This is a genomic window from Flavobacterium fluviatile, assembly GCF_010645065.1.
Lineage (GTDB): Bacteria > Bacteroidota > Bacteroidia > Flavobacteriales > Flavobacteriaceae > Flavobacterium > Flavobacterium fluviatile.
Genome location: NZ_JAADZW010000011.1, coordinates 39,588 through 53,234, shown reverse-complemented (window position 1 = coordinate 53,234; position 13,647 = coordinate 39,588). Strand labels below are relative to the sequence as shown.

9 protein-coding genes are annotated in these 13,647 nt (G+C 36.8%); 6 read left to right on the top strand and 3 right to left on the bottom strand.

Annotation, left to right across the window (positions count from 1 at the left end; genetic code table 11):
• Positions 1-86: 86 nt before the first annotated feature.
• Entirely contained in the window at positions 87-2,366 is a 2,280-nt protein-coding gene (locus tag GXM17_RS12560) for an FAD-dependent oxidoreductase (RefSeq protein WP_163399671.1), read from the bottom strand.
• 26 nt (positions 2,367-2,392) lie between these two features.
• Positions 2,393-4,039 carry a sodium:solute symporter family protein gene (locus GXM17_RS12555; protein WP_144219297.1) on the bottom strand — a complete coding sequence of 549 codons (1,647 nt, stop codon included), beginning with the start codon at positions 4,037-4,039 and terminating at the stop codon, positions 2,393-2,395.
• A gap of 284 nt (positions 4,040-4,323) precedes the next feature.
• On the opposite strand from GXM17_RS12555, the gene GXM17_RS12550 reads away from it, so the two are divergent.
• From GXM17_RS12550 to GXM17_RS12525, 6 genes are all read left to right on the top strand, one after another.
• On the top strand, positions 4,324-5,349 hold the full coding sequence (locus tag GXM17_RS12550) for a LacI family DNA-binding transcriptional regulator (RefSeq protein WP_144219296.1): 1,026 nt from the start codon (positions 4,324-4,326) through the stop codon (positions 5,347-5,349).
• Positions 5,350-5,816: 467 nt separating this feature from the next.
• On the top strand, positions 5,817-7,067 hold the full coding sequence (locus tag GXM17_RS12545; RefSeq protein WP_163399670.1) for a T9SS type A sorting domain-containing protein: 1,251 nt from the start codon (positions 5,817-5,819) through the stop codon (positions 7,065-7,067).
• Between the two features lies 1 nt (position 7,068).
• A complete protein-coding gene (locus tag GXM17_RS12540; RefSeq protein ID WP_163399669.1) occupies positions 7,069-9,270 on the top strand; it encodes a CRTAC1 family protein in 2,202 nt (733 codons plus the stop codon).
• 50 nt (positions 9,271-9,320) lie between these two features.
• Entirely contained in the window at positions 9,321-10,577 is a 1,257-nt protein-coding gene (locus GXM17_RS12535; RefSeq protein ID WP_163399668.1) for a LamG domain-containing protein, read from the top strand.
• A 17-nt stretch (positions 10,578-10,594) separates the two neighbouring features.
• Positions 10,595-11,617 (top strand): sugar kinase, encoded by a 1,023-nt coding sequence (locus GXM17_RS12530; RefSeq protein WP_163399667.1) that lies wholly within the window; start codon positions 10,595-10,597, stop codon positions 11,615-11,617.
• Positions 11,618-11,624: 7 nt separating this feature from the next.
• Positions 11,625-12,290 carry a bifunctional 4-hydroxy-2-oxoglutarate aldolase/2-dehydro-3-deoxy-phosphogluconate aldolase gene (locus GXM17_RS12525; RefSeq protein ID WP_144219291.1) on the top strand — a complete coding sequence of 222 codons (666 nt, stop codon included), beginning with the start codon at positions 11,625-11,627 and terminating at the stop codon, positions 12,288-12,290.
• 109 nt (positions 12,291-12,399) lie between these two features.
• Here the strand turns inward: GXM17_RS12525 and GXM17_RS12520 are convergent, their stop codons facing one another.
• Positions 12,400-13,647 carry an NAD(P)/FAD-dependent oxidoreductase gene (locus GXM17_RS12520; RefSeq protein ID WP_163399666.1) on the bottom strand — a complete coding sequence of 416 codons (1,248 nt, stop codon included), beginning with the start codon at positions 13,645-13,647 and terminating at the stop codon, positions 12,400-12,402.

Below are 13,647 nucleotides of genomic sequence, written 5' to 3'. Positions count from 1 at the left end.
ATTTCCGACCAATAGCTTCCTCTATTCTTTGTTTCTTTCTAGTTTTAAAATAAAAGACTGACTTATTCTATCCTTACTATCAATGGTTATTGGCAAAAAATTTCAAAAACAGCTACAGGCACATTTGGATGGCTTTGTTTCAATTCGATGCTAAATCCTTTGGTTGTTATTTTTGAATCGAAAGTCCAAGTATTAATTGCTTGACAATTGTTTTTTTTTTCGAATAAAACTTTTCCACTCCTGTCTTTGATGGTGTAATTCTGCACACAAAACGGAACCACTTCTTCGGGATGTCCCATTAAAGTCGATTCCATGGGGTGGTCGTAATCAGGGTCTAAGAATAGTTTTATTTCAGAAAGTGCTACTTCGGTTTCCCATTCCACCTGTAGCGTTGGTTTGGTATCAGTAAGATCAGCCAACCAAGCATTGGCACTGCCATAAGGACGTACAAAACCATTGGTTAGATTTTCTACTCCAAAACACGCTACGGTTGGTTCGATTTGCATGGCAATATTCTGTCCTTTGGGTCTGCGAAACGGAATCCAAAATTCAAAAGCATCAATTCCGATGTTGTCAGGAGGCGTTTGTTTTCCGTTATTATTTACCGCTTTATTTTGTCCATTGAAGACCGAAAGAACTCCTGTATATCGTTTTGTACTGCTTTGAATACTCAGTTTGTCATTGGATAAAAAAGTAACAAAAGCATACTGATTTTCAGTCGTGGCTGTTTTAAATTCAAAAGCTACTTCTTGTTCGCCTGGGTTAATTTTTATTTCTATCGTTTCTAAAATAATATCAGGCGTGTAATTTCTGGCTTTGGACGAAGTACGCAATTGTACTGTTAGCATGGTAGCTTCTTGCGCTTTTACTTTTACTTTAAAGCCATAGTTTTGATGGGCTTTGAAAGGCAATAATTGAGCAACCGCCACTTCTAGAGATGTATATTCACCGTCAAAATCTATTTGGTTTAATTTTAAAGTAGAAGAAGCTTGGATGGTTGCTTGTTTCAATAAATTTTGAGTTTTATCAATGGCTATCCCTGGAATGCTTTGCCCATTGATGCTCAAGGTTTGTTGCAATTCTTTTAGATTATCAGAAATTAGCAATTGGGCTGGTTTCAAATTATTTTTCACACATTGTGCCGCTCCGTATCCAACAGCCTGTGCGGCATGAGCACAAGTTGCCATGACACGAGTCGAACCAAAAGCTACGTGAGTAGCGCTAATGATACGTCCGGAAAGAAATAAATTCTCTATATTTTGACTTATCATGGTGCGTAGCGGAATCTGATATACCCCTTTAGAATGGTATTGGGTACAACCCGGACGGCTGTCATAGACCCCATCCGAAGGATGTAAATCGACTGCCCAGCCTCCAAAAGACACCGCATCCTCAAACGTATTTTGTTCGATTAGATCTTGTTGTTTGATCATATAATGTCCCTCAAAACGGCGGCTTTCTCGTTTACCAGGAATCGTTCCAACCCACTCCAACGTTAGATTTGCAGCATCAGGAAATTCACCCGAGTTTTTGATGTAATCCCAAACCCCATAAACTACTTTCCATAGTTCCCATTTGATGTCTTCAGATTCGTGAATGGTATCTTTTCGTCCGCCATATTCCAACCACCACAAACGACAACCCGAATCTTTATCACTCAAGCTTTTATATCGTGGAATTTCGGTAATGTCTTTTAAGGCAAATTCTGGAGCGACATATTTTACTGGTGCTCCCGTATCTTTACTGTAAAAATAAATGGTATGTCCTAGTAATTCACCATAGGATTGGTCAGGAGCAAATTTCTCTCCAAATTCTTCCACTGTTTCAGCACCCATTCTAAACGCAGCGCCAGCCTGAAAACCCACAATTCCATCTCCCGAAGCGTCACAAAATAAATTGGATTTAATGATATAAGTAGTTGAATTTTGGCTACAAAAGGCAGTAACTTGACTAATGTTTTTGGTATCCGCTTTTTCTACCTCATAAACTGCGGTGTTTAATAACAGCGTTAAATTTTTCTCATTCGAAACTTTTTCTAACAAAACCGTATCAAATATAAGTGCATTTCCTTCTTTATTTCGATATAAATTTTCGACTAAAATCTCATCGATGATACCGCCCTCACGAGCCCAACGGTTGTTGTTTCCCATATGTGAAGTTGCGCCCAAAGTCCACAAACGAACTTCGCTTGAAGCGTTACCACCCAAAACAGGTCTATCTTGAACAAGAGTTACAGTTACACCCTCACGGGCAGCTGCAATGGCCGCACAAACACCAGCTAATCCTCCGCCAACAACGACTAAATCAGATTGAATTGTAGTAATTTTATTGGATCTTACTTTTGAACTAAAGCTTTCTACTTGCATTTTTTTCTTAATTAAATCGTATGTATTTATTCTTTATTTTTATAAACTATGAAGATGCCCAATAAGCAAACTGCTGCTCCCACTCCTACCACGATAGAAATTAAAATAGTAGAAATAAATTCTAATGAAAGTATTAAGGCTCCTGTTAAGGCAACTCCAATTCCAATGACTCTTCCCCCTTTTTTATTACTTCCATCCGAATCATCTTCATATACATTTTCACCAATAGCTGTTTTTTGTACATAAGCTTCATAAGTATCTTGCGATGGATTGGTTTGGATTAAATAGAATTCTGATACCAACATTAATACCATTGGAACAGCAACACCTAGAATCATTTCGGCACTACGACTCAGGGTTATATCTAGTAATTGTGGAGCTAAAAATTTGAAAAATCCCGTAATCAATAAGGTGATTAAGGTAACCGATAACATACTAGTCCCTGTTTGTTTTTTAGAGAAAATAGTCCACAACGGAGGCAAAAACATGGCTCCTCCTGTTACCGCTGCTAAACTCAAAACAAAATTGACAACACCTCCTAAAAGTGGTACAACCAAAGCTACCCCAATGGTAATCAAGCCTAAAACAACGGTAGCCGTTTTCCCCACACGCATCAATTGAGCGTCACTTGCCTGAGGTTTGAAATGTTTAAAAAGGTCATTGGTAAAAACTCCTGCGGCGATATTTAAAGTGGTATTTACCGAACTAGAAGTGGCAAATATCATCCCAACGAGCATTAAACCGAGCATTCCCGCTGGTAAAACTTCTTTACACATTAATAAATAAGCACCTTCTGACTCTACTCCATCAAGATTTGGGTTTAGAATGCGGTAAATCATAGGAGGTAACATCCAAAATAACGGACTTATCACATACAAAGCTCCAAACAACCAGCCCACTTTTTGAGCGTCTTTGGGTGTGGCAACAGAGGTGTAACGTTGTACATAAGCCCAGTTTCCGGCCAAAAAAAATAAATTATAAAGTCCAAAAGCAATTATAAAAGCAATAGAATATTCTTCGTTTACCAAATTGAAAAAAGCATCAGGCGAAAGTTCTATGAATTGGCCTACTCCTCCAATTTTATCAAAAGCCAATGGAACTATGATTATGACAACGGCTGTTAAAACCACAAACTGCAACACATCGGTAACGATAACTGCCCAAAGTCCTCCCACGGCGGTATAGATTAAAATTAAGATCCCTAAACTGATGATGCTGGTATAAATAGGAATCCCTGTAGAAACCTCTACAATCTTGGCCACAGGGTATAAAAATGCTCCTGTGGTAAATAATGAAGTCAGTAGAAATAAATAGGTATATGTTTTTTGAATTTTAAAACCATAACGATTGGTTATGTATTCGGCTACGGTTAGCGAATTTGTTTTACGCCATTTGGGAGCAATAAAAAAACCTATAAGGATACCTGCAATAGCCATAGTCCATTGAATACTTACAGCTACCCAACCACTTTTGTACGCTATAGAACCCCAAACAACAAAGGTTCCTGCCGAGAAAAAACTCATGAATAAAGACAACCCACTCATCCACCAAGGCAAGGCGCCTCCAGCAGCAAAATAGGATTTCATGTTTTTTCCTGTTTTAGAAAAAGCCAAACCGCAAACAAAAATGAGTGCAGAAAAAATCAGAATCACCCAAATATCAATGTTTTTCATATAAGTAAATTTGTTTTTTAGTGGTCATTGATAAAATCGCTTTTTAACCAATTTTATTTGCATATGCAAAGCTTTCTTAAAAGGCGATTTCATAACCTTTTTTTAATTTTTATTAAAAGTAAGAATTGAATAAATGGAATTAAATTATATTTTTTACAAACCCTACCGAGAACGTTACCGAAGCTTGTTAAATCTTTCGAGAACGTTACCGAAAATTATTGTACTTTTATAACCTATTAATCATTTTCATTTGTAAAATAATCTTTTCAAGTTGTTTAATTCGCATGAAATATATTACCATCAAAGACATTGCTAAACAATTGAACACTTCAGTTTCTACGGTTTCAAGAGCCTTCAACGACAAGGCTGATATCAATCCTGAAACCAAAGCATTGGTTTTAAAAACGGCCAAAGCATTAGGATATCGTCCTAATCCTATTGCTAAAAAGTTAATGCAACAGCGTTCTTTTACTATTGGTATTATTGTACCTGAGTTTATCAATGCATTTTTTCCTGAGGTCATCATAGGGGTTCAAGAAATTTTGTTTGAAAATGGTTATCAAGTGCTAATTGCTCAGTCTAGCGAATGTTTTGAAACTGAATTAAAAAATATCAAAACCTTAGAAGATAGCATGGTTGATGGCTTGATTGTTTCATTATCAAGTGAAAGCAATAATACCGATTATTATCAAAATTTAATTGCGTCGGGCTTTCCAATCGTGCTTTTCAATAGGGTAAACAATCAACTCAATTGTTCTAAAGTTGTTTTTAACGATTACAAATGGGCCTTTTTTGCCACCGAGCATTTGATTAATCAAGGTTGCAAGAATATTGTACATCTCAAAGGTAGGGATGGCGTTTCATTGACAAATGAGCGTCTAAGAGGATTTTTAGACGCTCACCAAAAATACCAATTGAGCTATAATAAAAATCAAATTGTAGCTACGGGATTCACATTAGCCGATGGTCAAAAAGCGGCGCAAAATATAATAGACTCAGGAAATATTCCTGACGCTATCTTTGGAGCAAATGATCCGGTAACTATTGGAGCCATGCAAGTTTTTAAGAAAAATGGATTTTCTATACCAAATGACATTGCTTTTGTTGGTTTTACCGATTCACAAATGGCAACTATAATTGAGCCTCCACTGACTTCTGTTTCGCAACCTGCAAGGGAAATTGGTGAAGAAGCTGCTAAAATACTTATTGAACAAATTGAAACAAAGAAAGGTTTCCAGCCTAAAAGCATTACCTTAAATGGGCAATTAAATATACGTGCTTCTTCTCTAAAAATCACTTCATTGAAGTGACGAAAGTCATTTTATAAATTTTAGCAATGTGATAAATTATTAGCTATTAAATATTTTGCATGAAGAAGCTGGAGCTATTCTTGATCCAATTGTTTTTAACATTATTTCTGCAATTATTTCTTTCATAAAAACAACAACTTGCCTATACCGTCAAATCTTCAGTACTTCGTCACTATTGCGACAACTAATTTTTTTAATCTTATTATATTACATTAAAAGTATAGGTGTTTAGAATACTATTGATTTTAAATAAAGACTTATTATAAGCTACTAACTCTAAAGATATAAAATTCCTCTATGGCAAGGTAACCAGTAGCAATCCAGTTTTACACTGAAAACCTTTAATTCATTTTGTACAAATTATTCCTATTGTTCAGTTTATATCTAGTCCCCTAAACATTGACCTACACTTTGAAAAAGTAAATTGCGGGACCAAAAAAAGATTATAATTATTTAAACAAAGAATAATGAAACTAAAATTAATTGTACTGCTTACTTTATGTATGTCTCCGTTTTTATACAGTCAAGATTGGAATGGCATTCCCGTTCCTGCAAATGCTGGAACAGGAAAAATTTGGAAAATTCAGCCACAGTCTGATGATTTTAATTACACCTATGAAGCGTCCACTAATCAAGCAACGATTGGCGGAAAGTGGACTAACTTTTATCACAACACTTGGGATGGTCCAGGGCCTACAAAATGGAGGTATGAGAATACTACCGTTAGCGGAGGAAATCTGCATGTTTTTGCAACTAGACAAGCAAATGAAACTAAGACTTTTACTGTAGATTGTGATGGAGATAATGTTGCCGAAAGCTGGACTATGGCGGCTACAAGAGCGGGCTGCATTACATCGAAAACAAGGGTAAAGTACCCTGTATATGTAGAAGCGCGTTTTAAAATCGCAAATGCAGTTATGGCTTCTGATATTTGGATGCTTAGTCCAGATGACACCCAAGAAATCGATATCCTGGAAGCATACGGCGGAAAAGCAACTAGAAATGATTGGCTAGCACAACGTTTGCATTTAAGTCACCATGTATTTATTAGAAGTCCGTTTTTGGATTATCAGCCTACCGATGCCAGCACATGGTACACGGGAGCTACAAAAACCTATTGGACAGACAAATGGATTCGTCTTGGTGTGTACTGGGCTAGTCAAACTCGGTTAGAATACTACTTGGATGGTCAATTAGTCAAGGTAATGGACAATCTAGATACTGTGAACGGCAAAGACGGAATAGACCCATTAAACTATACCTCAACAGCTACTCCAAGAACTGCCACTACACGCACGGGACTGGTAAAAGAAATGGATATCATTATTAATATGGAAGATCAAAACTGGAATGCCTGTAAAGGACGTACTCCTACTGATGAAGAAATTACAAATTTTGACAATCATAATTTCAATATCGATTGGATTCGAATTTACAAACCTGTGACCGATCCAAATTTAGGGAAACAAGATGCCAAGATTGAAGAAAAAAAATTGATGCTATTTCCAAATCCTTTTAAAGATTCTATTCAAATAAAATCAGAAAAAAACATAAGCACTGTTCAAATTTACAGTTTGAGCGGAACTAAATTGTTGGTTGAAAAAATCAATAATACCAATGCTACTATTGCTAACAAAAACTTAAGCGCTGGAATGTATTTTGCACAAATCAATTGGGAAGAAGGCACTACTGTTACTCAAAAAATTATTAAAGAATAAAATGAAATTCATCAATCTAACCCACCAAACACTCCTGACCCTAACTCTTTCACTTTTATTAAATAGCTGCTCGAGTACCACTAATCAAACATTAAAAACTCCTATAGCTGTTCATAACGAACCGGTAGAAATCCAATATACAGTAGAAGGAAAAACGGAACGGATAGTCCACCTGAAAGTAGATTCCAAAAATAACTATTCTAACTTATCCTTAGTTTGTGATAGCCAAATTTTGGTAGACAATATTGATATTCCGAACGCTGGTATTGTTACTGTAAACGCATTAGTCGATTTTAAAACAGAGGGAGAAAAGAAAATTAAAATACTCAAACAAGGTGGTGAGATCACCCTTTTGGATATAAAATTTAACGCTACAGACATTCCAGCTATCCCGCAATTTAAAGACATTTCGGATGAATCTGGATTAAAGACAGAATATACTTGGAAATACGGCGGTCCATCGGTGGGTGATTTGAATAATGATGGTTTGTATGATTTTGTTTTAAACAACCACGACAAAGTGCCTGCCAAACTTTTTTGGAATCTCGGAAACAACAAAGTTCAAGAACATTCCGAAATACTCAAGCAATGGGACATACACGGTTCTGCAGTCGGCGACTATGACAATGATGGCGATGTGGATATTATTATTGCACAAGGCGGTGGTAATGGAACTGACCCACAACCGCCTCATTTACTACGCAATGACAATGGAAAATTTACAGAAGTTTCGATCGAAGCCGGAATTACACACGGCTCACGCGGTAGAGCAGTTCGATGGATCGATATGGATTTGGATGGCGATTTGGATTTATTACTTATCAATGCCGAAGGAATTAATAGTAGTTCCGGAAGTCAACAAATTATATACACAAACATAGGAAATGGTCATTTCAAGATTGCACATAGTAAAGCAATTGAAGGTGCCAATGCCGAACGCGTTTTAGTGACGGATATTAATGGAGATCAAAAAGACGACTTAATTCTGTTTTCGCCTATATCGGTTTGGGTTGGCAATGGCGATTTAACCTTTACTGATGTTACCAAGCAATGGGTACCCGAAAATCTTCAAAAAACAGATTTGATTACCGGGGCATGCGAAATAGATATTGACAATGATGGAGACATGGATATTTATTTAAGTAGAGGAAAACCTAGCTACGAAATAGCCAATAAATCTTTGGATTACAACCCTATTACCAAACGTATGGATATGCGAGACGAAGGCAACAAAGGCATTACCAGCATCGACTTTGAGGCTCCGGGTGACATTACCTTATCGGGCATATTTTTATGGTATCGTATGTATAATGATGGATTTCCTTTGCACTTAGGCGCTTCCAAAAAAGAGATCCTGGACGTTCAGGAAAAGGACACCATAAAAGTAACCCCAGAAATGGCCAAAGGATGGCCGAATGAAAGAAAAGAAAATGGTTGGTATCTTGGTTATTTAGGCAACAACAAATGGCGATTGGAATCTGTTAGAAACGGCAATATCTATTGGGAAATTAGAATATCTATTGATGGAGTTCAATCTGTACATCCAGAATGGACACCGCAAAACAGAAATGTTCAGGATGTATTATTTAGAAACGACAATAATCATTTTACCGATGTTACCACCAAGTGGAATGTACCTTTGGGAGGAAATAATCAAGGGGTGGTTGCAGCCGATTTTAATAATGACAGTCATATTGATTTGTTCGTATATAGGTTTGGCTTTTTGAAATCGAGCGTGAGTGATTGGCTTTTGCTAAATAACGGAAAGGGGCAATTTGAAACTACAACGCTTCATAATGCTCATGACCCTAATGATCCTGGACATGGGGATATGGGGCAAGCTTTTGATTTTAACCTTGACGGAAATATCGATTTACTAAACGGAAGCGATAATTATGGAAAATGGTATCTGTATGACAATAGTTTGATCCAGAATAAAAACTATGTGCTAGTTCGCGTAAATTATTCCGATTTGCATCATATTGATCCGATGTCTGCTACTGTAACGGTCACTACACCCTCTAAAAGCTATACCAAAAGAGTAGGATCATCAGGAGAAGTATTTTCGCAAAGTTTATTGAATACCGTACATTTTGGTCTAGGTGATGACGAAACAATTAAAAGCATCACCGTTCGATGGAGAAATGGCGAGACTTATACTGCAAAAAATTTAAAGGTAAACCAAGTTTATACTACTCCGTGAATCATTTAACAACTAGATTAAAAAACACAATTATCCTAAAAATATAAATGATGTCTATAAAAAGAATAATGATACTATTGGCGTTTGCTAATTTACATTGGGTTCAATCTCAAACGATAACATCTGGTCCTCCAGAACCGCCCTTGGGGAAAAGATGGGTTCTAAATCCCGAGCTTTCAGATGAGTTTAACGGAACGCAAATTGATACAACCAAATGGTTTGATTACCATCCGCAATGGAAAGGCAGAGTTCCTGGCTTGTTTCTGGCTTCTCAGGTTTCCGTAAAAGATGGTTTTTTACAAATTAAAGGGGAAAAAATGAAAAAAGACACCCTTATCAAAAACGCCAACGGGGAAGAAAAATTTACTATCGCAGGCGGAGCGGTTGTCTCCAAAAAAACAGTGCTATTTGGGTATTATGAATCCCGAATTAAGGCTGCGGCTACCACTATGTCGGCTACTTTTTGGTTTTCTACCAATGGAAAAACGAAAAGTCTAAAAGAGTGTGACAAATACAGTTTAGAATGGGATATTCATGAATCTATTGGCAGAAATGGACCTTTTGAAGGCAGTTATTTTGCCAATGGAATGCATTCTAACTCTCATTATTGGTACACAGACTGCAATGGAGAGGTTCATGATTACCGCGCTCCTCAAGTTGTTTTTCAAAATGCGGAATTATCTTCTGAAAATTTTAATGTGTATGGTGGATGGTGGCGCGATGAACAAACAGCAAGTTATTACTACAATAATGGTGAACCAAAACATCAAAAATTTTATTCCGAAATAAACAAAAAACCGTTTGACAGACCAATGCACATGCGTCTGGTATCAGAAACCTACCCTTTTCCTTGGATTGAGTTGCCAAATGATGCCGAATTAGCAGATCCAACAAAAAATACCGTTTATTATGATTGGGTACGCGCTTATAAATTGGTAGAGGCTAATATGCCAATTCCGTCTTCTAACAACGAACCGGTTATCCCTCTTTTTAATGAACAAATTCTTTTTCACGCGGCTATTATAAACTTAGTTTCTAAAACAATTTTAAAAATCCCAATACAATATAAGGCCATTGAAGATCGTGAAATACTACTAAAACTATCCGATCCTGAAGGAAAACTAATTAAAGAAACTAAATTCATTGCCTACACTGGTTATGCTAATTTAGAATACGATATGAGAATAGATAAAAAACTTGAACCAAAATCTGGATATTCATTATTGGCTATAATTCGACCATTGAACACTAAAGATCCTGTTGATATTGATTCTAGTACATTGATTATTAATTTAAAAAGCAAATAATTAAACTATAAATTAAAATGACAAAAATAGTCACTTTCGGTGAAATTTTACTGCGTCTTTCAACGGAAAGACATTTAAGGTTCTCACAAGCAGAATCGTATAAAGCTACTTATGGCGGTGGAGAATTTAATGTTTCTGTATCTCTGGCAAATTATGGTCTGAATACAGAATATATTACACGATTACCAAATAATGAATTAGGTAATTGTGCACTAAAAGAGATGAGAAAACTTAATGTTGGCTGTCAGAATGTGCTCTTGGATGGTGATCGAATTGGGATTTATTTTCTAGAAACAGGAACTAGTACAAGAGCCAGTAATATTGTTTACGATCGCGAAAATAGTGGAATGTCAACTTTAAAAAAAGGAATGATTGACTGGAAAGAAATTCTAAAAGATGCCACTTGGTTTCACTGGAGTGGCATTACTCCTTCCCTATCTGAAAGTGCCGCTGAGGCTTGTGTTGAGGCTTTGGAAATTGCTAAAGATATGGGCTTAACAATTTCTTGTGATTTAAACTACAGATCAAAACTTTGGAAATATGGTAAACATCCAAAAGAAGTTATGCCTAAAATTCTGCAATATTGCAACGTAATTTTAGGAGATCTAGACACTGCAAATTTCATGCTGGGCCTACCACAAATGAATCCGGATTATCAAAATCAGGAATCACTGCCCGAGCTGTATGATACCATTTTTAAACTAATTCCGTCGTTAAAATTTATGGCAACCACATTGCGCTATTCTGTAAGTGCTTCTCATCAACGTATAGGAGGAATTTTATACGATGGAAATACAATTTATGATGCAGACGTTCAAGATGTAACTCCGGTTGTAGATCGTGTTGGAAGTGGTGATGCTTTTATGGGAGGCTTAATTTATGGATTAAATGAAGAACCACTAAACAAACAAAGAGCCCTTAATTTTGCTGTAGCAGCCTGCTGTCTGAAACATACTATTGCAGGCGACTATAACTTAGTAACACTTGAAGAAGTTGAAAAATTAATTGGAGGTGATTTTACAGGAAAAGTATCAAGATAATATAAATATGGCACAATATACCCGAATTGAAGTAGCTCAAGCGATGAAAAATACTGGAATGATTCCACTATTTTTCAGTAATGATATCGAATTAAGTAAGAATATTTTAAAAGCGTGTTATGATGGTGGTGCACGTTTGCTGGAATTTACAGCTCGTGGCGATTTTGCGCACGAAATTTTTGGCGAACTTACCAAGTATGCAATTAAAGAATTACCTGGAATGATAATGGGGGTTGGCTCCGTAACCGATGCTGCAGCTGCCTCGTTATACATGCAACTTGGCGCAAATTTTATTGTAACTCCAGTATTACGTGAGGATATTGTAATAGTTTGTAACCGACGCAAAGTTTTATGGTCTCCTGGGTGCGGAACACTTACAGAAATAACAAAAGCAGAAGAATTAGGTTGCGAAATCGTTAAACTTTTTCCGGGCGATATTTATGGACCTGAATTTATAAAAGGAATTAAAGGTCCACAACCTTGGACATCTATTATGCCAACTGGAGGAGTACATCCAACAGCTGAAAATCTGACTTCATGGTTTAACGCTGGAGTAACTTGTGTAGGAATGGGATCCCAATTAATAACTAAAGAGATTGTGGCAAATAAAGATTTTAAGGGATTAACTGAAAAAGTTAAAGAAGTTATTGAAATTATTTCGAAGTTAAAATAATTATATCTAAATATAAAAAGAGATTGTGATAAAATTATTTTATTCACAGTCTCTTTTCTACTTTATAACTCGTTTTATTTTTTTGAATATTCGCTTTTTTAGTTCCAATCTAGTCCGCTACAATAGTATCTAACTTTAAAATAGAGGTACTATCAAATAATTTCCATTTATCAATTTTAATTTTCTGCTTAATAGCTTTTGTACCTAATACATAAGCCTTGGCATTATTAACCGCATCTACGGACAATAAAGTATCTTCATTAAAGTACCAAACTGAAAAACTATTGGGCTTATCTTCTTTTCTAACCACGACCTCGGTATAGCCTTGTGACAGACCAACCATTTGTAATTTGACATCGTACTGATCCGACCAAAACCATGGAATGGTGTCGTAAACCGAAGCACCTCCACATATTGCAGCAGCCGCGATTTTGGACTGATCTACGGCATTCTGAACCGATTCCAAACGGATAAAGCGGTTGTAATGCGGGTTAAAATGGTACGTACAATCACCAATTGCATAAATATTGGCCTCGCTGGTTTGCGCCTTTTCATTGACTACTATCCCATTTTCAATTTTGATTCCTGCTTGTTCTGCCAATTCTTTATTTACCAAAATACCTACACCCACAATAATCATATCCGCTGGATAGCGAGAACCATCGGTACAAACCACCACATTTGAAGCGTCATTATTTTCAATCGCGCTTACATTTTTACCCGTAAGCACCTCTACTCCATTTTGATGATGCAACTCATGAAAAAAACTAGACATTTCCGGAGCAGTCACTCGTGCTAAAATTCGAGATTCACGTTCCAATACCACCACCTCAGCGCCTAATCTTTTTAAGGAAGCAGCCGTTTCTAGTCCGATATAACCTCCTCCAATCACAACAACACGTTTAGTAGCACTCGCATTGATGCCCTTTTTGATAGAAGCAACGTGCGCAGCAGTACGCAAAGGAAATGCATTTTGAGCAGTTGCTAATCCTTCAATTGGCGGTATAACAGGTCTTGCTCCCGTAGCCAAAACCAATTGATCATAATTCTGTTGCGTTCCGTCTTCCAAAGTAATGGTTTGCTCTTTTGCATGTATTGCGACCACCTTTACCCCCAGATTCAAGGTGATGTCTTCTTTTTGGTAGCTTTCTGCTGATTTTAAAACATTCTTATCAATACCATCATTACTTGTCAAATAGGCCTTAGACAAGGGCGGGCGGTGGTATGGCAACACAGGATCGGCATCAAAAAGCAATATGTCGCCTTCCCAGCCTTCTTTTCGTAAAGCCGTAGCACAATTTACGCCGCCATGGCTCGCTCCTATAATCACACAAATTGGTTTCTTAGTTTCAGACAT

Bases quoted from the DNA above. Each gene is read 5' to 3' on its own strand.
- GXM17_RS12560 (WP_163399671.1), bottom strand. From the start codon at position 2,366: ATGCAAGTAGAAAGCTTTAGTTCAAAAGTAAGATCCAATAAAATTACT.
- GXM17_RS12530 (WP_163399667.1), top strand. From the start codon at position 10,595: ATGACAAAAATAGTCACTTTCGGTGAAATTTTACTGCGTCTTTCAACG.
- GXM17_RS12525 (WP_144219291.1), top strand. From the start codon at position 11,625: ATGGCACAATATACCCGAATTGAAGTAGCTCAAGCGATGAAAAATACT.
- GXM17_RS12555 (WP_144219297.1), bottom strand. From the start codon at position 4,039: ATGAAAAACATTGATATTTGGGTGATTCTGATTTTTTCTGCACTCATT.
- GXM17_RS12520 (WP_163399666.1), bottom strand. From the start codon at position 13,647: ATGTCTGAAACTAAGAAACCAATTTGTGTGATTATAGGAGCGAGCCAT.
- GXM17_RS12545 (WP_163399670.1), top strand. From the start codon at position 5,817: ATGAAACTAAAATTAATTGTACTGCTTACTTTATGTATGTCTCCGTTT.
- GXM17_RS12540 (WP_163399669.1), top strand. From the start codon at position 7,069: ATGAAATTCATCAATCTAACCCACCAAACACTCCTGACCCTAACTCTT.
- GXM17_RS12550 (WP_144219296.1), top strand. From the start codon at position 4,324: ATGAAATATATTACCATCAAAGACATTGCTAAACAATTGAACACTTCA.
- GXM17_RS12535 (WP_163399668.1), top strand. From the start codon at position 9,321: ATGTCTATAAAAAGAATAATGATACTATTGGCGTTTGCTAATTTACAT.